The 21,508-nt window shown below is 70.8% G+C and carries 34 protein-coding genes and 1 pseudogene; 1 reads left to right on the top strand and 34 read right to left on the bottom strand.

Going from position 1 to position 21,508, the window contains the following annotated elements; translation table 11 throughout:
* Positions 1 to 30 precede the first annotated feature (30 nt).
* From rpsD to infA, 5 genes are all read right to left on the bottom strand, one after another.
* Positions 31 to 636: a 30S ribosomal protein S4 gene (gene rpsD / locus HH311_RS27030; RefSeq protein WP_169186818.1), complete on the bottom strand. Its 606-nt coding sequence runs from the start codon at positions 634 to 636 to the stop codon at positions 31 to 33.
* Between the two features lie 20 nt (positions 637 to 656).
* The gene (gene rpsK / locus HH311_RS27025) at positions 657 to 1,067 is read right to left on the bottom strand and encodes a 30S ribosomal protein S11 (protein WP_169186817.1); all 411 of its coding nucleotides are present in this window, start codon (positions 1,065 to 1,067) and stop codon (positions 657 to 659) included.
* A 42-nt stretch (positions 1,068 to 1,109) separates the two neighbouring features.
* A complete protein-coding gene (rpsM, locus tag HH311_RS27020) occupies positions 1,110 to 1,490 on the bottom strand; it encodes a 30S ribosomal protein S13 (protein WP_169186816.1) in 381 nt (126 codons plus the stop codon).
* Positions 1,491 to 1,661: 171 nt separating this feature from the next.
* Complete coding sequence (gene rpmJ / locus HH311_RS27015; protein WP_169186815.1) at positions 1,662 to 1,775, bottom strand: 50S ribosomal protein L36; 114 nt, start codon at positions 1,773 to 1,775, stop codon at positions 1,662 to 1,664.
* Positions 1,776 to 1,797: 22 nt separating this feature from the next.
* The gene (gene infA / locus HH311_RS27010; protein WP_030532868.1) at positions 1,798 to 2,019 is read right to left on the bottom strand and encodes a translation initiation factor IF-1; all 222 of its coding nucleotides are present in this window, start codon (positions 2,017 to 2,019) and stop codon (positions 1,798 to 1,800) included.
* Between the two features lie 358 nt (positions 2,020 to 2,377).
* Here infA and HH311_RS27005 point away from each other — a divergent pair, with 358 nt between their 5' ends.
* Positions 2,378 to 3,172, top strand: coding sequence for a 3-hydroxyacyl-CoA dehydrogenase (locus HH311_RS27005; protein WP_169186814.1), 795 nt, complete (start codon positions 2,378 to 2,380; stop codon positions 3,170 to 3,172).
* A 98-nt stretch (positions 3,173 to 3,270) separates the two neighbouring features.
* Here HH311_RS27005 and HH311_RS27000 read toward each other — a convergent pair whose 3' ends face one another.
* The 29 genes and pseudogenes from HH311_RS27000 to rpsG form a co-directional block, all read right to left on the bottom strand.
* Positions 3,271 to 3,747, bottom strand: a complete 477-nt coding sequence (locus HH311_RS27000) for a DUF1707 domain-containing protein (protein WP_169186813.1) — start codon at positions 3,745 to 3,747, stop codon at positions 3,271 to 3,273.
* A 56-nt stretch (positions 3,748 to 3,803) separates the two neighbouring features.
* On the bottom strand, positions 3,804 to 4,595 hold the full coding sequence (gene map, locus HH311_RS26995; RefSeq protein ID WP_396027467.1) for a type I methionyl aminopeptidase: 792 nt from the start codon (positions 4,593 to 4,595) through the stop codon (positions 3,804 to 3,806).
* 114 nt (positions 4,596 to 4,709) lie between these two features.
* Positions 4,710 to 5,267 (bottom strand): adenylate kinase, encoded by a 558-nt coding sequence (locus HH311_RS26990; protein WP_169186812.1) that lies wholly within the window; start codon positions 5,265 to 5,267, stop codon positions 4,710 to 4,712.
* Positions 5,268 to 5,364: 97 nt separating this feature from the next.
* Positions 5,365 to 6,684 (bottom strand): preprotein translocase subunit SecY, encoded by a 1,320-nt coding sequence (gene secY, locus HH311_RS26985; RefSeq protein WP_169186811.1) that lies wholly within the window; start codon positions 6,682 to 6,684, stop codon positions 5,365 to 5,367.
* A 292-nt stretch (positions 6,685 to 6,976) separates the two neighbouring features.
* Positions 6,977 to 7,429, bottom strand: a complete 453-nt coding sequence (rplO, locus tag HH311_RS26980; protein ID WP_169186810.1) for a 50S ribosomal protein L15 — start codon at positions 7,427 to 7,429, stop codon at positions 6,977 to 6,979.
* Positions 7,430 to 7,431: 2 nt separating this feature from the next.
* Positions 7,432 to 7,611, bottom strand: coding sequence for a 50S ribosomal protein L30 (gene rpmD, locus HH311_RS26975; protein ID WP_169186809.1), 180 nt, complete (start codon positions 7,609 to 7,611; stop codon positions 7,432 to 7,434).
* A 3-nt stretch (positions 7,612 to 7,614) separates the two neighbouring features.
* Positions 7,615 to 8,208, bottom strand: a complete 594-nt coding sequence (gene rpsE / locus HH311_RS26970; RefSeq protein WP_169186808.1) for a 30S ribosomal protein S5 — start codon at positions 8,206 to 8,208, stop codon at positions 7,615 to 7,617.
* A gap of 34 nt (positions 8,209 to 8,242) precedes the next feature.
* Complete coding sequence (rplR, locus tag HH311_RS26965) at positions 8,243 to 8,644, bottom strand: 50S ribosomal protein L18 (RefSeq protein ID WP_169186807.1); 402 nt, start codon at positions 8,642 to 8,644, stop codon at positions 8,243 to 8,245.
* A complete protein-coding gene (gene rplF / locus HH311_RS26960) occupies positions 8,644 to 9,180 on the bottom strand; it encodes a 50S ribosomal protein L6 (RefSeq protein ID WP_169186806.1) in 537 nt (178 codons plus the stop codon). Before rplF ends, rplR begins: the two co-directional genes overlap by 1 nt.
* 19 nt (positions 9,181 to 9,199) lie before the next feature.
* Entirely contained in the window at positions 9,200 to 9,598 is a 399-nt protein-coding gene (gene rpsH, locus HH311_RS26955) for a 30S ribosomal protein S8 (RefSeq protein WP_169186805.1), read from the bottom strand.
* Positions 9,595 to 9,840 (bottom strand): hypothetical protein, encoded by a 246-nt coding sequence (locus HH311_RS26950; RefSeq protein WP_169186804.1) that lies wholly within the window; start codon positions 9,838 to 9,840, stop codon positions 9,595 to 9,597. The genes rpsH and HH311_RS26950 overlap by 4 nt, the downstream gene beginning before the upstream one ends.
* Before the next feature lie 5 nt (positions 9,841 to 9,845).
* Positions 9,846 to 10,031, bottom strand: coding sequence for a type Z 30S ribosomal protein S14 (locus HH311_RS26945; protein ID WP_169186803.1), 186 nt, complete (start codon positions 10,029 to 10,031; stop codon positions 9,846 to 9,848).
* Between the two features lies 1 nt (position 10,032).
* Entirely contained in the window at positions 10,033 to 10,593 is a 561-nt protein-coding gene (gene rplE, locus HH311_RS26940; protein ID WP_169186802.1) for a 50S ribosomal protein L5, read from the bottom strand.
* Positions 10,593 to 10,913, bottom strand: coding sequence for a 50S ribosomal protein L24 (gene rplX, locus HH311_RS26935; protein ID WP_169186801.1), 321 nt, complete (start codon positions 10,911 to 10,913; stop codon positions 10,593 to 10,595). Before rplX ends, rplE begins: the two co-directional genes overlap by 1 nt.
* Before the next feature lie 4 nt (positions 10,914 to 10,917).
* Positions 10,918 to 11,286 carry a 50S ribosomal protein L14 gene (gene rplN, locus HH311_RS26930; RefSeq protein WP_018330916.1) on the bottom strand — a complete coding sequence of 123 codons (369 nt, stop codon included), beginning with the start codon at positions 11,284 to 11,286 and terminating at the stop codon, positions 10,918 to 10,920.
* 64 nt (positions 11,287 to 11,350) lie between these two features.
* On the bottom strand, positions 11,351 to 11,728 hold the full coding sequence (rpsQ, locus tag HH311_RS33775) for a 30S ribosomal protein S17 (RefSeq protein WP_396027464.1): 378 nt from the start codon (positions 11,726 to 11,728) through the stop codon (positions 11,351 to 11,353).
* On the bottom strand, positions 11,725 to 11,961 hold the full coding sequence (rpmC, locus tag HH311_RS26920; RefSeq protein ID WP_169186800.1) for a 50S ribosomal protein L29: 237 nt from the start codon (positions 11,959 to 11,961) through the stop codon (positions 11,725 to 11,727). Before rpmC ends, rpsQ begins: the two co-directional genes overlap by 4 nt.
* On the bottom strand, positions 11,961 to 12,377 hold the full coding sequence (gene rplP / locus HH311_RS26915) for a 50S ribosomal protein L16 (protein WP_169186799.1): 417 nt from the start codon (positions 12,375 to 12,377) through the stop codon (positions 11,961 to 11,963). Before rplP ends, rpmC begins: the two co-directional genes overlap by 1 nt.
* Before the next feature lie 3 nt (positions 12,378 to 12,380).
* A complete protein-coding gene (gene rpsC / locus HH311_RS26910; RefSeq protein ID WP_169186798.1) occupies positions 12,381 to 13,217 on the bottom strand; it encodes a 30S ribosomal protein S3 in 837 nt (278 codons plus the stop codon).
* Positions 13,217 to 13,639, bottom strand: coding sequence for a 50S ribosomal protein L22 (gene rplV / locus HH311_RS26905; RefSeq protein WP_169186797.1), 423 nt, complete (start codon positions 13,637 to 13,639; stop codon positions 13,217 to 13,219). The genes rpsC and rplV overlap by 1 nt, the downstream gene beginning before the upstream one ends.
* Before the next feature lie 52 nt (positions 13,640 to 13,691).
* Complete coding sequence (rpsS, locus tag HH311_RS26900; protein ID WP_169186796.1) at positions 13,692 to 13,973, bottom strand: 30S ribosomal protein S19; 282 nt, start codon at positions 13,971 to 13,973, stop codon at positions 13,692 to 13,694.
* A 20-nt stretch (positions 13,974 to 13,993) separates the two neighbouring features.
* Complete coding sequence (gene rplB / locus HH311_RS26895) at positions 13,994 to 14,833, bottom strand: 50S ribosomal protein L2 (protein ID WP_169186795.1); 840 nt, start codon at positions 14,831 to 14,833, stop codon at positions 13,994 to 13,996.
* Positions 14,834 to 14,848: 15 nt separating this feature from the next.
* Positions 14,849 to 15,148 carry a 50S ribosomal protein L23 gene (gene rplW / locus HH311_RS26890; RefSeq protein WP_169186794.1) on the bottom strand — a complete coding sequence of 100 codons (300 nt, stop codon included), beginning with the start codon at positions 15,146 to 15,148 and terminating at the stop codon, positions 14,849 to 14,851.
* Positions 15,145 to 15,795: pseudogene (gene rplD, locus HH311_RS26885) on the bottom strand (50S ribosomal protein L4); the annotation flags it as partial. The gene rplW and the pseudogene rplD, both read right to left, overlap by 4 nt.
* A 215-nt stretch (positions 15,796 to 16,010) precedes the next feature.
* Complete coding sequence (gene rplC / locus HH311_RS26880) at positions 16,011 to 16,700, bottom strand: 50S ribosomal protein L3 (protein WP_248304259.1); 690 nt, start codon at positions 16,698 to 16,700, stop codon at positions 16,011 to 16,013.
* Positions 16,701 to 16,708: 8 nt separating this feature from the next.
* Positions 16,709 to 17,014 (bottom strand): 30S ribosomal protein S10, encoded by a 306-nt coding sequence (rpsJ, locus tag HH311_RS26875; protein ID WP_116708461.1) that lies wholly within the window; start codon positions 17,012 to 17,014, stop codon positions 16,709 to 16,711.
* Between the two features lie 438 nt (positions 17,015 to 17,452).
* Positions 17,453 to 18,646 (bottom strand): elongation factor Tu, encoded by a 1,194-nt coding sequence (gene tuf, locus HH311_RS26870; protein WP_169186793.1) that lies wholly within the window; start codon positions 18,644 to 18,646, stop codon positions 17,453 to 17,455.
* A gap of 177 nt (positions 18,647 to 18,823) precedes the next feature.
* A complete protein-coding gene (gene fusA, locus HH311_RS26865; RefSeq protein WP_169186792.1) occupies positions 18,824 to 20,926 on the bottom strand; it encodes an elongation factor G in 2,103 nt (700 codons plus the stop codon).
* 111 nt (positions 20,927 to 21,037) lie between these two features.
* The gene (rpsG, locus tag HH311_RS26860; RefSeq protein WP_169186791.1) at positions 21,038 to 21,508 is read right to left on the bottom strand and encodes a 30S ribosomal protein S7; all 471 of its coding nucleotides are present in this window, start codon (positions 21,506 to 21,508) and stop codon (positions 21,038 to 21,040) included.

Here is a 21,508-nt window from a genome sequence, read left to right as displayed (position 1 = left end):
GTCCACGGGGGGCGGAGCCCCCCGTCTGTGCTACTTGGAGTAGAACTCGACGATCAGCTGCTCCTGCACGGGCGTGTCGATCTGGGTCCGCTCCGGCAGCTGGTGCACGAAGATGCGCAGCGAGTCCGGGACAACCTGGAGCCAGCCGGGCACCGGACGGTCCCCGAACGACTCCTTCGCGTCCACGAAGGGCAGCATGTTCCGCGACTTGTCGCGGACGTCGATGATGTCGTACTGGGTCACCCGGAAGCTGGGGACGTCCACCTTCTCGCCGTTGACGAGGAAGTGGCCGTGCCCCACGAGCTGGCGGGCGGCACGACGCGTGCGGGCCAGGCCCGCGCGGTAGACCACGGAGTCCAGGCGCGACTCGAGCAGGCGCAGGAACTCGTCGCCGGTCTTGCCCTCGCGACGGTTCGCCTCCTCGTAGTAGGCGCGCAGCTGCTTCTCGAGGACGCCGTAGGTGAACCGGACCTTCTGCTTCTCTTGGAGCTGCAGCAGGTACTCGGACTCCTTGATGCGGATCCGCCCGTGCTGCCCCGGGGGGTACGGACGGCGCTCGAAGGACTTGTCGCCACCGATCAGGTCGGTCTTCAGGCGACGGGACTTGCGCGTGGCGGGGCCGGTGTAGCGAGCCATGGTTCCTCTCCTCTCCGGCCCTAGACCCGACGACGCTTCGGCGGGCGGCAGCCGTTGTGGGGCTGCGGGGTGACGTCGGAGATCGTCCCGACCTCGAGCCCCGCGGCCTGCAGCGACCGGATCGCCGTCTCGCGGCCCGAGCCCGGGCCCTTGACGAAGACGTCGACCTTCTTCATGCCGTGCTCGGCCGCCTTGCGGGCCGCGTTCTCGGCGGCCATCTGGGCGGCGAACGGCGTGGACTTGCGCGAGCCCTTGAAGCCGACGTGGCCGGCGGAGGCCCAGCTGATCACCGCGCCCGAGGGGTCGGTGATCGAGACGATCGTGTTGTTGAACGTGCTCTTGATGTGCGCCTGGCCCTGGGAGACGTTCTTCTTCTCCCGGCGGCGCACCTTCTTGGCGCCGGCGGCGCCGGTGCGGGTCCTGGGTGGCATGCGGTGCTTCTCTCCGAGTCTCTGCGTCGAGTGGGTCGCCCGTTACTTGCGGGCGGCCTTCTTCTTGCCGGCGACGGTCTTCTTCGGGCCCTTGCGCGAGCGGGCGTTGGTCTTCGTCCGCTGGCCGTGGACCGGGAGGTTGCGCCGGTGACGCAGGCCCTGGTAGCTGCCGATCTCGACCTTGCGCCGGATGTCCGCCTGGATCTCGCGGCGCAGGTCACCCTCGACCCGGAGGTTGCCCTCGATGAACGCGCGGATGGCCGCGGCATCGGAGTCGCTCAGGTCCTTGCTGCGGAGATCGGGGTCGATCCCCGTCTCGGCGAGGATCGTCCGGGACTGGCTGCGGCCGATCCCGAAGATGTAGGTCAGCGCGATCTCCATCCGCTTCTCGCGGGGGAGGTCGACGCCGGAAATGCGTGCCATGTCGGCGCGTACTCCTCGTGTCGTCGGGAGGTGTCGGTCCCCGCCCGTCCCGGACGGCGTGTCACCGTCGCGGGCCCCGGCCTCCCGGGCCGGGGGTGGTTCCGCCGAGGCTGGTCGGCGTAGGTACGGGGATGTTCTCGTCGGGCGCCCGGTGTCCCGGGCGCCGGGGCGTCAGCCCTGGCGCTGCTTGTGCCGCAGGTTGTCGCAGATGACCATGATCCGCCCGTGACGGCGGACCACCTGGCACTTGGCGCAGATGCGCTTGACGCTCGGCTGGACCTTCACGTCGCTTCCTCGCTCTGGGAGATCACTTGTAGCGGTAGACGATCCGGCCGCGCGACAGGTCGTACGGCGACAGCTCCACCACGACCTTGTCCTCGGGGAGGATCCGGATGTAGTGCTGACGCATCTTCCCGCTGATGTGTGCCAGGACCTTGTGCCCGTTCTCGAGCTCGACCCGGAACATCGCGTTGGGCAGGGGCTCGATGACCCGGCCCTCGACCTCGATGGCGCCGTCCTTCTTCGCCATGTCCTCCGCACTTCTCTCGCCGGCCGTCCCGCTCCCGCACCCGGCCGCGGTGGACCGGGGACGCTCGCCGGACGACCACGTCGTCCCGCACCACCGACGTGCGGGTGCACACCGGATCGGGTACGCGAGCGTTCGGCGACCCCACTCCGGACCCTCCACCGGCTCGGACGCCGGGGGATGTGGTGAACGCGTGCGGACACCGGCACGACACGCGCACCAGCCATCGAGTGTACGCGGGGCGTGTCGAGGGCCCGATCACCGGGTCACGCCCCCGGTGAGGAGTCAGCATTGACCGTTTCTCCGCGTCGGACCACCATGGCGGCCACCTGATCGCCGAGAGGACACACGGAGGACGAACGTGGACGTCGACGGGGCCGTCGCGCTGGTGACCGGCGGAGCGTCCGGCCTGGGCCGGGCGACCGTGGAGAAGCTGTACGCGCAGGGCGCGTCGGTGGTGATCGTCGACCTGCCGTCGTCGGCGGGCGGGGAGGTCGCGAAGGAGCTGGGCGAGCGGGCGGTCTTCGCCCCGGCCGACGTCACCGACCCCGAGCAGGTGACCCAGGCGATCGACGCGGCCGCGGGGCTGGGTTCACGGGTCGGGGGCACGCTGCGCGTGGCGGTCAACTGCGCGGGCATCGGCAACGCCCACCGCACCGCGGGGCGCAAGGGCCCGTTCCCGCTCGAGGAGTTCACCAAGGTCCTGAACGTCAACCTCGTGGGCACGTTCAACGTCATCCGCCTCGCCGCCCAGGCGATGAGCGAGACCGAGCCGCTGACCGACGCGGCCGTCGGCACCGGCGACCGCGGCGTCGTCGTCAACACCGCCTCCGTCGCGGCCTTCGACGGCCAGATCGGACAGGCCGCCTACTCGGCGTCGAAGGGCGGCATCGTCGGCATGACGCTGCCGATCGCCCGCGACCTCGCCTCGATCGGCATCCGGGTCTGCACCATCGCCCCGGGCCTCTTCCACACCCCGCTGTTCGCGACGCTGCCGCAGGAGCACATCGACTCCCTCGGCGCCCAGGTGCCGCACCCGTCGCGCCTCGGTGACCCGAGCGAGTACGCGGCCCTCGTCGCGCACATCGTCGAGAACCCGATGCTCAACGGCGAGACCATCCGCCTCGACGGCGCGATCCGGATGGCGCCCAAGTAGGCCGGAGCGCCCGGCCCGGCCCGGCCCGCCTCACCCGCCCCTCCGGACGAACGGCCGGTTCGTCACCGAAGAAGGTCACGAACCGGCCGTTCGTGCGCTCAGGGGGTGGCCGAGCGCTGCGCCGACCGGCCGAGCGCGCCGACCAGCAGCGCCACGCCCCACGGCCCGGCCACCCAGATCCACCACGGGTACACCGCCGCCCCGCTCCCCAGCACGACGGCGAGCCAGATCAGCAGGTTCACCGCGCTGACGACCGCCCACGCCGCGACCGCGCCGCGAACGCCACCCGCCGATACCGGGAACGGCCCCGGGAACGGCCCCCCGAACGCGCAGGACCGCGAGCGCCGCGCCGGCTCCGTCCGGGACCTCCCGACGACGGCGGGCGCGGCCGGGCGCCCCGGCAGGTCGCCCGTGAGCGGCGCGAGGTCGTCGCGCACCACGGCCCCGTGGGCCGCGCGTACCCGCTCGTCGTACTCGGCCAGCGTCAGCCGGCCCTCCGCGTGCGCCGTCGCCAACCGGTCCGCCACCTGCGCGCGTTCCGCGTCCGAGCACCGCACCGCACCGTCCACCGACACCACGACCACCTCCGGTTCCCCTGACCCGGGAACCAGCGTAGCGGATAGCGGACAGTTCAGCTATCTGTATTCTCCGGGGCGGTCAGCACCCACGGCCCGGAGTCGGTGACCGCGACCGTGTGCTCCCAGTGCGCGGCCCGGGCACCGTCCGCGGTGACGACGGTCCACTCGTCGTCGAGCTCCTCGGTCTCGGCGTCGCCGGCGGTGAGCATCGGCTCCACGGCCAGGACGAGGCCCTCGCGCAGCCGCGGCCCGGTGCCGGGCCGGCCGAGGTTCGGCAGGAACGGCTCCATGTGCATCTCGGTGCCGATGCCGTGCCCGCCGTAGTCCTCGACGATCCCGAAGCCCTCCCCCGCCGGGGTGCGGTGGCGGCGGGCCTCGGCCTCGATCGCGTGCGAGACGTCGCCGAGGCGGTTGCCGGGCCGGACCTCGGCAATCCCCGCCCACATCGCCGCGCGGCACGCCGCGGACAGCTCGGTGTCGCCGGGGGCCGGCGTGCCCACCGAGACGGTGACCGCGGCGTCGCCGTGCCATCCGTCCAGGATCGCGCCGCAGTCCACCGAGAGCAGGTCGCCCTCGCCCAGCACCGTGCCGGGCCCCGGGATCCCGTGCACGACCTCGGCGTTCACCGAGGTGCAGATGCTGCCCGGGAACCCGTGGTAGCCCAGGAACGACGGGACGGCGCCCGCCCCGCGGATCGTCGCCTCGGCGAGCGCGTCCAGGTCGGCCGTGGTCGCCCCGGGCACGGCCGCCGCGGACACGCGCGCGAGCGTGTCCGCCACGACCAGGCCGGCGGCCCGCATCGCCTGGAGCTCGCCCCGGGACTTGATCTGCACGTCGTTCCCGATCCGCCCGCCGGAGAGCCGCCCGGCCACCCGCCCGAGCTCCACGCCCACGTCGGCGAGGCTCGCCCCGCCGAGCTGGCCGGCGCCGCGCACGATGCGGGCGAGCCCCACCGCGGCTCAGTCCTCGGGCTCGTCGGCCAGCGCGTCCATCGCCCGGTCGGTGACCTCGTCCATCGAGCCCATCGCGTCCACCGTCACGAGGATGTCGCGGTAGTAGTCGATCAGCGGCGCGGTCTCCCGGCGGTAGACCTCCTGCCGGTTGCGGATGACGTCCTCGGTGTCGTCCGAACGGCCGCGGGCGGTGAGGCGCTGGATCAGCTCCTCGTCGTCGACCTCGAAGAGCAGGACGGCGTCGAGACGCTGGTCGAGGTCGGAGAGGACCTTCTTCAGCTCCTCGGCCTGCGAGGTGTTGCGGGGGAACCCGTCGAGCAGGAAGCCGTCGGCGGCGTCGGGCTGCGCGAGCCGGTCCTTGACCATCGCGACGGTGACCTCGTCGGGCACCAGGTCGCCCGCGTCGACGTAGCGCTGGGCCTCCTTGCCGAGCTCGGTGCCGTTCTTCATGTTGTCGCGGAAGAGGTCGCCGGTGGAGATGTGCGGGGCGTCCAGCCGCTCCGACAACCGCGCCGCCTGCGTCCCCTTGCCTGCTCCGGGCGGCCCCACCAGAACGATCCTCATGTCCACTCCTCTCCTGCGCACCCGTCGTCGGGCGCACGCATCCATCCTGCCCCGCGGGGACCGTCCCCGGCCCCCACCACCGGGCGGGGGGTGCCCGTCAGCGCAGGAAGCCCTCGTAGTTGCGCTGCATCAGCTGGCTCTCGATCTGCTTCACGGTGTCCAGGCCCACGCCCACCATGATCAGCACCGCGGTGCCCCCGAAGGGGAAGTTCTGCTGGCTCTGACCGCCGGTGAGGCCCAGGAAGAAGTTCGGGAGGACAGCGATGATGCCGAGGTAGATCGATCCCGGCAAGGTGATCCGCGAGAGCACGTACTGGAGGTACTCCGCCGTGGGGCGCCCCGGGCGGATGCCGGGGATGAAGCCGCCGAACTTCTTCATCTCGTCGGCACGTTCCTCGGGGTTGAACGTGATCGCGACGTAGAAGTACGTGAAGAAGATGATCAGGGCGAAGTACAGGAGGATGTGGAGCCAGTTGGACTGGTTCGCCAGGTAGTTCTGGACGAAGACCGCGAAGCCCGACGTCGAGTTGCCGACCAGCCGGGACAGCAGGTCGGGCAGGTAGAGCAGCGACGAGCCGAAGATGACCGGGATGACGCCGGCCTGGTTGACCTTCAGCGGCAGGTACGTCGACGTGCCGCCGTACATCCGGCGCCCGACCATCCGCTTCGCGTACTGGACCGGGATGCGTCGTTGGCCCTGCTCGACGAACACGACGCTCGCGATGATCGCGAGCCCGAAGACGCAGACCACGGTGAAGACCAGGGCGCCGGAGCTGGAGAGGATCTGCTGGCCCTCGGCGGGGATGCGCGCCGCGATCGAGGTGAAGATCAGCAGCGACATGCCGTTGCCGACGCCGCGCTCGGTGACGAGCTCGCCGAACCACATGATCACGGCCGTGCCCGCCGTCATGACCAGCACGATGACCGCGAGGTCGAAGATGCCGGCGTTGGGCAGGATCGGGTACTGCGACGGGTCGCAGTTCTGGAAGAGCTGCCCCCGGTCGGCGAGCGCGACGATGCCGGTCGACTGCAGGATGGCCAGCGCGATGGTCAGGTAGCGCGTGTACTGCGTCAGCGTGCCCTGACCGGACTGGCCCTCCTTCTTCAGCTGCTCGAACCGCGGGATGACCACGGTGAGCAGCTGGATGATGATGCTCGCCGTGATGTAGGGCATGATGCCCAGCGCGAAGATCGACAGCTGGAGCAGCGCGCCACCGGAGAACAGGTTGATCAGCGAGTAGACGCTCGCCGCGTCGCCGCCCTGGACCTGGCGCAGACAGGCCTGCACGTTGGTGTACGAGACCCCGGGGGCGGGCAGCGTCGCTCCGAGCCGGTAGACCGCGACGATGCCGAGCGTGAACAGGATCTTCTTGCGCAGGTCCGGCGTCGCCAGCGCGGACCGCACGGGGCCGAGCACTCGGACCTCCAGCTGGTCGTCGATTCCGGCTCCGCCGCTCGAGGAGGTCGCGGCCGGCGCCCCGGGGAGGGGCGGGCCGGTGCGCTCACGTTCCGGCGTCGGGCGTTCCGGGAACGGGCGGGGCCTGCGGCGAGGGTAACAGCAGGCCGGGAGGGCCCCGACCGGCCCCGACGCGCGGGCGGCACGGCGCCGATACACGGGGGCACGCAGCGGAGCCGGAGCCGGAGCCGACAGACCACGGGCCCGGGGTGCCGATCGGCACCCCGGGCCCGGGTCGTGATGCGGTGCGGGGTCAGACGACCGTGGTCGTCCCGCCCGCCGCGGTGATCTTCTCGGTGGCCGAGCCGGAGAACGCGTGCGCGCTCACCTGCAGGCTCACCGAGCCGAGGTCGCCCTCGCCGAGCACCTTCACCGGGTGCCCGGCACGGACGGCGCCGGCGGCCACGAGCTCGGCCGGGCCGACCTCGCCGCCGTCGGGGAACAGCCGCGCCAGGTCACCGACGTTGACGATCTGCGCGACGACCTTGTTGCGGTTGCGGAAGCCCTTGAGCTTCGGCAGGCGCATCTGCAGGGGCATCTGGCCGCCCTCGAACGCCGCGGGGACGTTCTTGCGGGCGCCGGTGCCCTTGGTGCCGCGGCCGGCGGTCTTGCCCTTCGAGGCCTCACCGCGGCCGACGCGCGTCTTCTCCGTCTTGCTGCCCGGGGCCGGGCGCAGGTGGTGGAGCTTGAGCGGTCCGTCGCTCATCTTCAGACCTCCTCGACCGAGACGAGGTGCCGCACGGTGTGGACGAGCCCGCGGTTCTGCGGGGTGTCCGGCCGCGTGACCGTCGCGCCGATCCGGCGCAGGCCGAGCGTCCGGAGGGTCTCGCGCTGGTTGCGCTTGCCCCCGATGCTCGACCGGGTCTGCGTGACCTTGAGGTCGGCCATGGCTCAGACCCCCTGACCGGCGCGCTGGCGGAGCATGCGCGCCGGCGCGACCTCGTCCAGCGGCAGGCCGCGGCGGGCCGCGACGGCCTCGGGGACCTGCAGCGCCTTCAGCGCGGCCACCGTGGCGTGCACGATGTTGATGGCGTTCTGGCTGCCCAGGGACTTGGACAGGATGTCCGCGATCCCCGCGCACTCCAGGACCGCGCGCACCGGCCCACCGGCGATGACACCGGTACCGGGGCTCGCGGGGCGCAGGAGGACGACGCCGGCGGCGTCCTCGCCCTGCACGGGGTGCGTGATGGTGCCGCCGACCCGCGGGACGCGGAAGAAGTTCTTCTTCGCCTCCTCCACGCCCTTGGCGATCGCGGCCGGCACCTCCTTGGCCTTGCCGTAGCCCACGCCGACCTCGCCGTCGCCGTTGCCGACGACCACCAGGGCGGTGAAGCTGAAGCGGCGGCCGCCCTTGACGACCTTGGCCACGCGGTTGATGGCGACGACGCGCTCGAGGTGCGGCGTCCGGTCCTGGGCGCCGCCGCGGCCGCCGCCCTGGCGGTCGCGGCCGCCCTGGCCGCCTTCGCGGCGCTGGGTGCCCGGCATCAGGCGTCCTTCCCTTGCTGGTTCCGGAGAGCCATCAGAACGTCAGGCCCCCCTCGCGGGCCGCATCCGCGAGCTGCGCGATGCGGCCGTGGTAACGGCGACCGCCGCGGTCGAAGACGACCGCCTCGATCCCCGCGGACTTCGAACGGCTGGCGACGAGCTCGCCGACCTTGGCGGCCTGCGCCTTCTTGTCGCCCTCCAGCCCGCGGACGTCGGCCTCCATGCTCGACGCGTGCGCGAGCGTGTGGCCGGCGAGGTCGTCCACCACCTGGGCGGTGATGTGCCGCGCGGAGCGGGTGACGACGAGGCGCGGGCGGACCGGGGTCCCCTCGACCTTCTTGCGCAGGCGGGCGTGACGGCGCACGCGCCCCGTACGGCGGGTCTCGGAGACGTTCTTCCCGATCTGGGTGCGCTTCTTCTCGGTGGTCTCAGCCATCACTTACCCGTCTTCCCGACCTTGCGGCGGATCTGCTCGCCGGCGTAGCGCACGCCCTTGCCCTTGTAGGGGTCGGGCTTGCGCAGGCGGCGGATGTTCGCGGCGATCTGGCCGACGACCTGCTTGTCGGCGCCCTGCACCGAGAAGCGGGTGGGGCTCTCCACCGCGAAGGAGACGCCGTCAGGCGCCTCGATGCGCACGGGGTGGCTGTAGCCCAGCGCGAACTCGAGGGTGTTCCCCTTGAGCTGCACGCGGTAGCCGACACCGTGGATCTCGAGCTTGCGCTCGAAGCCCTGGGTCACCCCGACGACGAGGTTGTTCAGCAGCGAGCGCGAGAGCCCGTGCAGCGAGCGGTTCTCCCGCTCGTCGTCGGGGCGCGACACCGAGAGGACGCCGTCCTCGAGGGTCACCCCGATGGGCTGGTCGACGGTGTGGCTGAGGGTGCCCTTGGGCCCCTTCACGGTGACGTGCTGGCCCTCGACGGTGACGTCGACGCCGGACGGCACGGTGATCGGGGCCTTGCCGATGCGTGACATGGTTCGGTTCCCCTCTCCGCTACCAGACGAAGGCGAGGACTTCCCCGCCCATTCGCCGCTGGTAGGCCTGCCGGTCGGTCAACAGGCCCGAGGACGTCGAGATGATCGCGACGCCGAGGCCGCCGAGCACGCGGGGGAGCTCGGTGGACTTGGCGTAGACCCGCAGGCCCGGCTTCGAGATTCGCTTGATGCCGGCGATGCTGCGCTCGCGGTTCGGTCCGTACTTGAGGTCCACGACCAGGCTCTTGCCCACGGCCGCCGGCTCGCTGCGGTACCCCGCGATGTAGCCCTGCTCGAGCAGGACCTGGGCCACGTGGGCCTTCAGCTTGCTGTGCGGCATGGTCACGTTCTCGTGGAACGCCGAGTTGGCGTTCCGGATGCGCGTGAGCATGTCCGCGATCGGGTCGGTCATCGTCATCGCGACCAGGTCACCTTCCTCGCCGTGGTACCCCGGGTCGTCCGGCGGGCGGACGACCCCGTGGCGGGCCTGCGGCGTCCGGGGCGGGTCAAGTTGTCGTTGCGGGGGTGCGCGGCGCTCGCGGTGCCGTCGAGCAGGTGCTCGCGGTGGGCGACGCGCTGGATCAGGGTCAACAGCTGCGGGTCGATCGCGCGGCCCGGCAGCTCCTCCTCGACGAGGGCGTCGACGGTCTCGTCGTGCACGCGGCTCACCACGAGGACTTGCTGACGCCCGGGAGCTCGCCCCGGTGCGCCATCTCGCGCAGGCAGACGCGGCACAGCCCGAACTTGCGCAGGACCGCGCGCGCACGCCCGCAGCGGTTGCAGCGGGTGTAGCCGCGGACCTTGAACTTCGGGGTCCGCGCCGCCTTGTTGACCAGTGCCTTCTTCGCCATCTCAGTTCTCCCTGAACGGGAAGCCGAGGGCACGCAGCAGGGCCCGGCCTTCCTCGTCGGTGGTCGCGGAGGTGACCACGGTGATGTCCATCCCCCGCGGCCGGTCGATCGAGTCCTGGTCGATCTCGTGGAACATCGACTGGTCGGACAGACCGAACGTGTAGTTGCCCGAGCCGTCGAACTGCTTGGGCGAGAGGCCGCGGAAGTCGCGGATGCGCGGCAGCGAGATCGAGACCAGGCGGTCGAGGAACTCCCACATCCGCGCGCCGCGCAGCGTGCTGCGGGCGCCGATCGGCATCCCCTCGCGCAGCTTGAACTGCGCGATCGACTTGCGGGCCCGGCGGATCTCGGGCTTCTGGCCGCTGATCAGGGTGAGGTCGCGGACCGCGCCCTCCATCAGCTTCGAGTCGCGCGCGGCCTCGCCGACGCCCATGTTGACGACGACCTTGGTGACGCCGGGCACGAGCATCGGGTTCGCGTAGCCGAACTGGTCCGTCAGTTCCTGACGGATCGCGTCCAGGTAGCGCTGCTGCAGCCGGGGACGAGTCTCGGTGCTCGTCATCAGATGTCCTTCCCGTTGCGGCGCGAGACGCGCACGCGCTTCTGCTCGCCCTCGCCGCCCTCGCGGTAGCCGACGCGGGCCGGCTTGCCGTCGCCGTCGACGACCATCACGTTCGAGACGTGAATGGCCGCCTCCTGCGTGACGATCCCGCCGGACTGCGCGCCCCGCTGGTTCGCGGACTGGGCCGTGTGCTTCTTGATCCGGTTCACGCCCTCGACGAGGACCCGGTCGCGGTCGGGGTAGGCCTTGATGACCTTGCCCTTCGCGCCCTTGTCCTTGCCGGCGATGACCAGCACGGTGTCGCCCTTCTTGACCTTCATCTGGCTACAGCACCTCCGGCGCGAGGGAGATGATCCGCATGAAGCGCTTGTCGCGCAGCTCCCGGCCGACCGGGCCGAAGATGCGGGTCCCGCGCGGCTCGCGGTCGTTCTTGATGATCACCGCGGCGTTCTCGTCGAACTTGATGTACGAGCCGTCCGGGCGGCGCTTCTCCTTGACGGTGCGCACCACGACGGCCTTGACGACGTCGCCGCGCTTCACGCCGGACGCCGGGATGGCCTCCTTGACGGTGGCCACGATGACGTCGCCGATCCCCGCGTAGCGGCGGGAGGAGCCGCCGAGCACACGGATGCACAGGATTTCCCTGGCTCCCGTGTTGTCGGCGACCCGGAGTCGCGACTCCTGCTGGATCACTGCTTCTCTCCTGACCTTCCCGGCGCCGGGCGCCGGATGGTTTCGATGTGGCCCCGGAGGGGACTTACTTGGCCTTCTCGAGGACCTCGACGAGACGCCAGCGCTTCGTCGCCGAGAGCGGCCGGGTCTCCATGAGGAGCACGCGGTCGCCCGGGCCGGCGGTGTTGTGCTCGTCGTGCGCCTTGACCTTCTTGGTCCGGCGGATGACCTTCGAGTAGCGCGGGTGCTTCACCCGGTCCTCGAGGCTGACGACGATCGTCTTGGACATCTTGTCCGAGACGACGAGGCCCTCGCGGGTCTTCCGCAGGCCGCGGTCGTCGTTCCGCGCGGAGACCGGGCTCTGCTCGGCCTTGCCGGCCTGCTTGGTCTCGGAGCGGACCTGCTGCTCCTCGTCGCGCTCGGGAGCGGTCGCCCCCGAGCTGGTCGCGGTCGTCTCGCTCATGCCGCTCCCTCCTCGTCAGGGGCGACGGACAGCCCGAGCTCACGCTCGCGCATCACCGTGTAGATGCGCGCGATGTCGTGGCGGACGGTCCGCAGCCGGCGGTTGTTGTCGAGCTGCCCGGTGGCCATCTGGAACCGGAGGTTGAACAGCTCGGCCTTCGCCTCGCGGGCACGCGCGACGAGCTCCTCGCCGGTCAGCTCGCGCAGCTCGCTGGCGGGGGTTCCCGCTGCCATCAGAACGCCTCCTCACGGGTGACGATGCGGCAGCGCATCGGCAGCTTGTGCTGCGCGCGACGCAGTGCCTCACGGGCGGTGGCCTCGTTCGGGTAGCTCATCTCGAACATGACCCGGCCGGGCTTCACGTTCGCGATCCACTTCTCCGGCGAGCCCTTGCCGGAACCCATGCGGGTCTCGGCGGGCTTCTTGGTCAGCGGACGGTCCGGGAAGATGTTGATCCAGACCTTGCCGCCACGGCGGATGTGGCGCGTGATCGCGATACGGGCCGACTCGATCTGGCGGTTGGTGACGTAGCCGTGCTCCAGGGCCTGGATGCCGTAGTCACCGAAGGCCATCTGCGTGCCGCCCTTGGCCGCACCCGAGCGGTCCGGCCGGTGCTGCTTGCGGAACTTGACCTTGCGGGGGATCAGCACGCGTCAGCCCTCCGATCCGGAGCCGGTGGTGGACGCCGGCGCCCCGGAGGACGCGGCCTCGGCGGCGGCGCGCCCGGCCTCGGTGCTCGTCGCGGTGGTGCCGGACGAGCCCGACCGACGGCCGCGGGGACGGTCGCCGCGGTCGCCCCGGCCGCGGCGCGGCTCGCGGGTGGCGGCGTCGAGGGCCGCCTGGCGCTCGGACTCGCGCTTCCCGCCGACGACGTCGCCCTTGTAGATCCAGACCTTCACGCCGATGCGGCCGAAGTTGGTCCGGGCCTCGAACAGGCCGTAGTCGATCTCGGCGCGGAGCGTGTGCAGCGGCACCCGGCCCTCGCGGTAGAACTCCGAGCGCGACATCTCGGCGCCACCGAGGCGGCCCGAGCACTGCACGCGGATGCCCTTGACGCCCGGCGAGCGCATGGCCGACTGCATGGCCTTGCGCATCGCGCGGCGGAAGGACACGCGGTTGGACAGCTGCTCGGCGACGCCCTGCGCCACGAGCTGCGCGTCGGCCTCGGCGCCCTTGACCTCGAGGATGTTGAGCTGGACCTGCTTGCCGGTCAGCTTCTCGAGGTTGCCCCGCAGCCGGTCGGCCTCCGCGCCGCGGCGGCCGATGACGATGCCCGGGCGGGCGGTGTGGATGTCGACGCGCACGCGGTCGCGGGTGCGCTCGATCTCGACCTTGGAGATGCCGGCCCGCTCCATGCCCTTGGAGAGCATGCGGCGGATCTTGACGTCCTCGGCCACGTAGTCGGCGTACTGCTTGTCGGCGTACCAGCGGGACTTCCAGTCCGTGGTGATGCCGAGTCGGAACCCGTGCGGGTTGATCTTCTGACCCATCAGCGGGTCCTTCCCTTCGAGCGCCGGCGGCCGCCCCTGGCACCCTCGGGCACCGAGGTGACCTCGACGGTGATGTGGCTCGTCCGCTTGCGGATGCGGTACGCACGCCCCTGCGCCCGGGGCTGGAACCGCTTCATGGTGGGGCCCTCGTCCACGGTGATCGTCGAGATGACGAGCGTGGCGGGGTCCAGGTCGAAGTTGTTCTCGGCGTTCGCCACGGCGCTCGCCACGAGCTTGGCGACCGGCTTGGCGGCCGCCTGCTCGGCGAACTGCAGCACCGAGGCGGCCTGGCCGACCGGCATGCCGCGGACGATGTCCACCACGCGGCGGACCTTCATCGGCGACATGCGCACGTAGCGGGCCTTCGCCACCGCGCTCTGCACGGCCCCCTCGGGGGCGTCGGTGTCGGCTGGTGCAGCCATCGTTCGGTTCCCTTTCTGCGGTCTCGCGGGACGGGTGACCGCCGTCCGTCGCCTAGCGGCGACGGGACCGGCGGTCCTCCTTGACGTGCCCGCGGAACGTGCGGGTCGGGGCGAACTCGCCGAGCTTGTGCCCGACCATGGCCTCCGAGACGAAGACCGGGACGTGCTTGCGCCCGTCGTGGACGGCCAGCGTGTGGCCGATCATGTCCGGGATGATCGTGGACCGGCGCGACCAGGTCCTGATCACGGACTTCCGGTTCGACTCGTTCAGCGCGTCGACCTTCTTGAGCAGGTGGTCGTCGACGAACGGCCCCTTCTTGACACTGCGCGGCATCGCTGTCTCCTCCCTGCCCGTCAGCGCTTCTTGTTCTTGCCGGTACGCCGGCGGCGCACGATCATGCGGTCGCTCTCCTTGCGGCCACGGGTGCGGCCCTCCGGGGTACCGGCCGGGTTGACCGGGTGGCGTCCACCGGACGTCTTGCCCTCACCACCGCCGTGCGGGTGGTCGACCGGGTTCATCGCGACACCGCGCACCGTCGGGCGCTTGCCGCGCCAGCGGTTGCGGCCCGCCTTGCCCCAGTTGATGTTCGAGTGCTCGGCGTTGCCGACCTCGCCGATGGTGGCGCGGCAGCGGACGTCGACATTGCGGATCTCGCCCGAGGGCATCCGCAGCTGGGCGTACGGCCCGTCCTTGGCCACGAGCTGCACCCGCGCGCCGGCCGACCGCGCGATCTTCGCGCCGCCGCCGGGGCGGAGCTCGATCGCGTGGATCACGGTGCCGGTGGGGATGTTGCGCAGCGGCAGGTTGTTGCCGGGCTTGATGTCGGCCCGGGGGCCGCTCTCCACCGCGTCGCCCTGCCCCAGCCGCTCCGGGGCGATGATGTAGCGCTTCTCGCCGTCGGCGTAGTGCAGCAGCGCGATGCGGGCGCTGCGGTTCGGGTCGTACTCGATGTGCGCGACCTTGGCCGGCACGCCGTCCTTGTCGTTGCGACGGAAGTCGATGAGCCGGTAGGCCCGCTTGTGGCCGCCGCCCTGGTGCCGGGTCGTGATCCGGCCGGTGGCGTTGCGGCCGCCCTTGTTGTGCAGCGGGCGGATCAGCGACTTCTCCGGGTGGTCGCGCGTGATCTCGGCGAAGTCCGAGACGCTCGCGCCGCGCCGCCCGGCGGTCGTCGGCTTGTACCTGCGGATTCCCATGTCCTCAGTGCTCCCCTACGCCCCGGGTCCGCCGAAGACGTCGATCGTCCGGCTCTCCGGCGTCACGGTCACCACGGCGCGCTTGGTGTCCTTGCGCTTGCCGAAGCCGCGCCGGGACCGCTTGCGCTTCCCCTCGCGGTTGAGCGTGTTCACGCTCTCCACCTGCACGTCGAAGATCTCCTGGACGGCGATCTTGATCTGGGTCTTGTTCGCGTCCGGCCGCACCAGGAACGTGTACTGGCGCTCCTCGAGAAGGCCGTAGCTCTTCTCCGAGATCACCGGCGCGAGGATGACGTCGCGCGCGTCCGCGATCACTGGTCTGCCTCCTGCACGGTCCGCGAGCCGACGAACGCGTCGAGGCCGGCGGTCGTGAAGACCACGTCGTCCGCGCGCAGCACGTCGTAGGTGTTGAGCTGGTCGGCCGTCAGCAGGTGCACCGCGGGCAGGTTCGCGACGCTGCGGCGGGTCGCCTCGTCGTCGCGCGCGACGACCGCCAGGACGTGGCGGTGCTCGCGGTCGGCCGTGATGACGCCCTCGAGCGCGGCGCGCGCGCCCTTGGTCGACGGCGTGGTGCCCTCGATCAGCGCCGAGAAGACGTGCACCCGCTCGTGGCGGGCGCGGTCGGACAGCGCCCCGCGCAGGGCCGCCGCCTTCATCTTCTTCGGGGTCCGCTGGCTGTAGTCCCGCGGCGTCGGGCCGTGGACGGTGCCGCCGCCGGTGAACTGCGGCGCGCGGGTCGAGCCCTGGCGGGCACGGCCGGTGCCCTTCTGCCGGTAGGGCTTCTTGCCGCCGCCGCGGGTCTCGCCGCGCGTCTTGGTGTCGTGCGTGCCCTGGCGGGCCGCCGCGAGCTGCGCGGTGACGACCTGGTGCATCAGCGCGGTGTTGGCCGGCGCGTCGAAGAGCTCGCCGGGGAGCTCGGCCGTGCCGTCGGTGCCACCGGTCGGCGTGTGGACGGGGACCGACCGGGTCTCGCCCGTGCCCGCGGCGGCGTCCGCCTCGCGACGTGCGACGCGACGGGCCTCGCCGGCGGTGAACGACGGGCGCCGGCTCTGCCGGGAGGACACGGTGAGGGTCGCCGTGGCCGCGGCCGTCGTGGACGACGCGCCCGACCCGACCTGCTCACCTGCGTCGTGGCCCTCGGTGTCGCTCACACCCGGGGTGTGGCCGTCAGGAGAGGTCACTGCTGGTCACCGCCCTTCGGGTGGACCTTGGCCGCGGAGGTCACGAGGACCAGGCCGCCGCGCGGGCCGGGGACGGCGCCGCGGATCAGCAGCAGGCCCGCGTCGGCGTCCACGCCGTGCACGGTCAGGTTCTGCGTGGTGCTCTTGACGTTGCCCATGCGGCCGGCCATGCGCGTGCCCTTGAAGACGCGCGCCGGGGTGGCGCAGCCGCCGATGGAGCCGGGCGAACGGTGCTTGCGCTGGGTGCCGTGGCTCGCGCCGAGACCGCCGAAGCCGTGGCGCTTCATGACGCCGGCGGTGCCCTTGCCCTTGGTGGTGCCGGAGACGTCGACGACGGCGCCCGCGCTGAAGGTCTCGGCCGTCACCTCCTGGCCGACCTCGTAGGACGAGGCGTCGGAGGTGCGCAGCTCGACGAGGTGGCGCCGCGGCGTGATGCCGGCCTTGGCGAAGTGCCCGGTCTCGGGCTTGTTCACCTTGCGCGGGTCGACGGCGCCGTAGGCGAACTGGACCGCGTTGTAGCCGTCGGTGGAGGGGGTCCGCACCTGCGTGACCACGCAGGGCCCGGCCTTGACGACGGTCACGGGGACGACCCGGTTCGCCTCGTCGAACACCTGGGTCATGCCGACCTTGGTGCCGAGGACGCCGGTCATCTGCCGCTCGTGGGTCCGGAGGGGATCTGCAGTCATCAGACGCCTCACTGGATGTTGACGTCGACGCTCGCCGGCAGGTCGATGCGCATGAGCGCGTCCACCGTCTTGGGCGTCGGGTCGACGATGTCGATCAGTCGCTTGTGGGTGCGCATCTCGAAGTGCTCGCGCGAGTCCTTGTACTTGTGCGGCGAGCGGATGACGCAGTAGATGTTCTTCTCGGTGGGCAGCGGCACCGGGCCGACGACCGAGGCGCCGGTGCGCGTCACGGTCTCCACGATCTTGCGGGCCGACGCGTCGATCGCCTCGTGGTCGTAGGCCTTGAGCCTGATGCGGATCTTCTGTCCCGCCATGGTGGCTTGCCGTTCCTCTTCTCGGTCCTCCGGACCGCACCGGCGCCCCGGAGGCCGTCCCACCTCGATCTCGCGGACCTCTCCGGTCCACGCGGTCGGGCGTGTCGACTCCGTCGGCTGGCGCGCCCCGGACGCTCGTCGCTCCGCGGCTTCAGGCCCTCGCCGGCTGGCTCGAGACCCTCGCTGTTCATGGTGTGTCCGTCCCGCCCCGACCGGTGGCCGGTCGGCGGCACGGTGGGCACCCTCGGGGGGTGCCCGGTTCCCGCTCGATGCGGTGCCGCGCGCTGAGCGTCCTGGCTGGACTCCCGACACGGACCCCGCTCACGCCGGGGCGGTCGGCTCGATACCGACTGAGCCGACCGCCCGGGCAAGCAACCCGTCAAGTGTCGCACGCACGCCGTGGCGCGCCGACACCGGGGGTGGGGTGCGGAGGAACCCCTACTTGTTGATCTTCGTGACCTGGCCCGCGCCCACGGTCCGGCCACCCTCGCGGATGGCGAACTGGAGGCCCTCCTCCATGGCGATGGGCTGGATCAGCTGGACCGACATCTCCGTGTTGTCGCCCGGCATGACCATCTCGGTGCCCTCCGGCAGCGTCACGACGCCGGTGACGTCGGTCGTCCGGAAGTAGAACTGCGGGCGGTAGTTGTTGAAGAACGGCGTGTGCCGACCGCCCTCGTCCTTGCCCAGGATGTAGACCTGGCCCTCGAACTCGGTGTGCGGGGTGATCGAGCCCGGCTTCACGACGACCATGCCGCGCTCGACGTCCTCGCGCTTGATGCCGCGGAGCAGCAGACCGACGTTGTCGCCGGCGCGGCCCTCGTCGAGCAGCTTGCGGAACATCTCGATGCCGGTGGTGGTGGTCTTCATCGACTTCTCGCGGATGCCGACGATCTCCACCTCCTCGTTCACCTTGACGATGCCGCGCTCGACGCGGCCGGTGACGACGGTGCCGCGACCGGTGATCGTGAAGACGTCCTCGACGGGCATGAGGAACGGCTTGTCGGTGTCACGCTCCGGCGACGGGATCGAGTCGTCGACGGCGTCCATGAGGCTGATGATGGCCTCGCCCCACTCGGCGTCGCCCTCGAGCGCCTTCAGCGCCGAGACGCGCACGACGGGGAGGTCGTCGCCGGGGTACTCCTGCGCCGAGAGGAGCTCACGGACCTCCATCTCGACGAGCTCCATGATCTCCTCGTCGTCGACCATGTCGGCCTTGTTGAGCGCGACGACGATGTAGGGCACGCCGACCTGCTTGGCGAGCAGCACGTGCTCACGGGTCTGCGGCATGGGGCCGTCGGTCGCGGCCACGACCAGGATGGCGCCGTCCATCTGGGCGGCACCGGTGATCATGTTCTTCACGTAGTCGGCGTGCCCGGGGCAGTCGACGTGCGCGTAGTGCCGCTTCTCGGTCTGGTACTCGACGTGCGCGATCGAGATCGTGATGCCGCGCTGGCGCTCCTCGGGCGCCTTGTCGATCATGTCGAACGCGGACGCCTGGTTGAGGTCCGGGTACTTGTCGTGCAGGACCTTCGTGATGGCCGCGGTCAGCGTCGTCTTCCCGTGGTCGATGTGACCGATGGTGCCGATGTTGACGTGGGGCTTGGTCCGCTCGAACTTGGCCTTCGCCACTGCTCTCGTCCTCCTGGACTTCTGAGGGTCTTACGTCGTCTGGTGGTGCGGTCCTCTGGGTGGGCGTGGCGCCGGGCGGAGGACCCGAGGTGACCTCTACGAGGCTAACGGGGGCTTTTCCCCGGCCTCACCGCGACCCGTCATCCCGTCGTCGGGAATCGGGGCCGCGGTGGGAGGTCACTCGCCGGTCGCCTTGGCGATGATCTCCTTGGCCACGCTGGCCGGGACCTCGCCGTACGAGTCGAACTGCATGGAGTAGTTCGCTCGCCCCTGGGTCTTCGACCGCAGGTCACCGACGTAGCCGAACATCTCCGAGAGCGGCACCAGCGCCTTGACGATGCGGTTGCCGCTGCGCTCCTCCATGGCCTGGATGTGGCCACGGCGGGAGTTCAGGTCGCCGATGACGTCGCCCATGTAGTCCTCGGGCGTGTTCACCTCGACCGCCATGAGGGGCTCGAGGATGGCCGGGTCCGCCTTGCGGGCCGCCTCCTTGAGCGCCATCGAGCCGGCGACCTTGAACGCCATCTCCGACGAGTCCACCTCGTGGTACTGGCCGTCGAGCAGCGTCAGGCGCAGGCCCGTCATCGGGTAGCCGGCCAGCACGCCGTACTGCATGGCGTCCTGGGCACCGGCGTCGACCGACGGGATGTACTCGCGCGGCACGCGCCCACCGGTGACCTTGTTGACGAACTCGTAGAGCGCGCCGTCCTCGTTCTTCTCCATCGGCTCGAGCTTGATGATCACGCGCGCGAACTGGCCGGAGCCACCGGTCTGCTTCTTGTGCGTGTACTCGTACTTCTCGACCGGCTTGCGGATCGTCTCGCGGTAGGCGACCTGCGGCTTGCCGATGTTGGCCTCGACCTTGAAGTCGGACTTCATCCGGTTGACGAGCACCTCGAGGTGGAGCTCGCCCATGCCGGAGATGATCGTCTGGCCGGTCTCCTCGTCGAGGGCGACCTGGAAGGTCGGGTCCTCGTCGGCGAGACGCTGGATGGCCGTGGAGAGCTTCTCCTGGTCGGCCTTCGACTTCGGCTCGACCGCCACCGAGATGACGGGCGTCGGGAAGACCATCGACTCGAGGACGACCGGGTTCTGCGGGTCGCAGAGCGTGTCGCCCGTCGTCGTGTCCTTCAGCCCGACGAAGGCGTAGATGTGCCCGGCCATGGCGTCGTCGACCGGGTTCTCCTTGTTGGAGTGCATCTGGAAGAGCTTCCCGATGCGCTCCTTGCGGTCCTTCGTGGAGTTGATGATCTGCGCGCCCTGGTTGACCTTGCCCGAGTAGACCCGGACGTAGGTCAGCTTCCCGTAGAACGGGTGCGAGACGACCTTGAAGGCCAGCGCCGAGAACGGCTCGTCGGTGGTCGCGTGCCGGACCACCGGGGTCTCGCCGTCGAGCAGCGTGCCCTCGACCGGCTTCACGTCGGTCGGCGCGGGCAGGTAGGCGATGACGGCGTCGAGCATGGGCTGCACGCCCTTGTTCTTGAACGCCGTGCCGCAGATGACCGGGTAGTACTCGCCGGCGAGCGTCACGGCGCGGATGCCGTGCTCGATCTCCTCGACCGTGAGCTCCTCACCGGCGAAGTAGCGCTCCATGAGGGCCTCGTCGTTCTCGGCGATGGCCTCGATCAGCGCCTCGCGGTACTCCGCGACCTCGTCCTGGCGGTCCGCCGGGATCTCCTCGATCGCGTAGTCCTCGCCCTTCTGGACCTCACCGCGCCAGGTGAGCGCCCGCATCCGCACGAGGTCGATGACCCCGTAGAAGTCGGACTCGGAGCCCAGCGGCAGCTGCAGGACCAGGGGCTTGGCGTTCAGCCGCTCCTTGATGGTCCGCACGGTGAAGTAGAAGTCCGCACCGAGCTTGTCCATCTTGTTGACGAAGCAGATGCGCGGGACGTTGTAGGTGTCGGCCTGGCGCCACACCGTCTCCGACTGGGGCTCGACACCCTCCTTGCCGTCGAACACGGCGACGGCGCCGTCGAGCACGCGCAGCGAGCGCTCCACCTCGACGGTGAAGTCGACGTGCCCGGGGGTGTCGATGATGTTGATCTGGTGGTCTTTCCAGAAGGTCGTCGTCGCGGCAGACGTGATCGTGATGCCGCGCTTCTGCTCCTCCTCCATCCAGTCCATCGTGGCCGCGCCGTCGTGGACCTCACCGATCTTGTAGTTGATGCCGGTGTAGTACAGGACGCGCTCGGTCGTGGTGGTCTTGCCCGCGTCGATGTGGGCCATGATCCCGATGTTGCGGACCTTGCCCAGGTCGGTCAGCACGTCGCGTGCCACGGAATTCCTCTTCCCGTCGGATCGTCGCCGCGGGTCCCGCGGCTGATGTTCGCGAGGCGGCCCGCCCGCACCCGGTGGTTCGCACCGGGAGGGGACGGGGCCGCCGGCCCCCTACCAGCGGTAGTGGGCGAACGCCTTGTTCGACTCGGCCATCTTGTGCGTGTCCTCGCGCCGCTTGACGCTGGCGCCGAGGCCGTTCGAGGCGTCGAGCAGCTCGTTGGTGAGCCGCTCGACCATCGTCTTCTCGCGGCGCGCCCGCGAGTAGGTGATCAGCCAGCGCAGGCCGAGCGTGGTCGAGCGCCCGGCGCGCACCTCGATCGGCACCTGGTAGGTCGCGCCACCGACGCGGCGGCTGCGGACCTCGAGGGCCGGCTTGACGTTGTCCAGCGCGCGCTTCAGCGTGACGACCGGGTCGGCGCCGTTGCGCTCCCGGCAGCCCTCCATCGCGCCGTAGACGATGCGCTCGGCGAGCGACCGCTTGCCGTCGACGAGCACCTTGTTCACCAGCTGCGTCACCAGCGGCGACCCGTAGACCGGGTCGGCGACGAGCGGACGCTTCGGAGCGGGTCCCTTGCGCGGCAT

Source organism: Actinomycetospora sp. TBRC 11914 (genome assembly GCF_012933465.1).
Lineage (GTDB): Bacteria > Actinomycetota > Actinomycetes > Mycobacteriales > Pseudonocardiaceae > Actinomycetospora.
The sequence above is the reverse complement of the archived record's forward strand: the minus strand, read 5'-3'. Positions and strand labels throughout refer to the sequence as shown.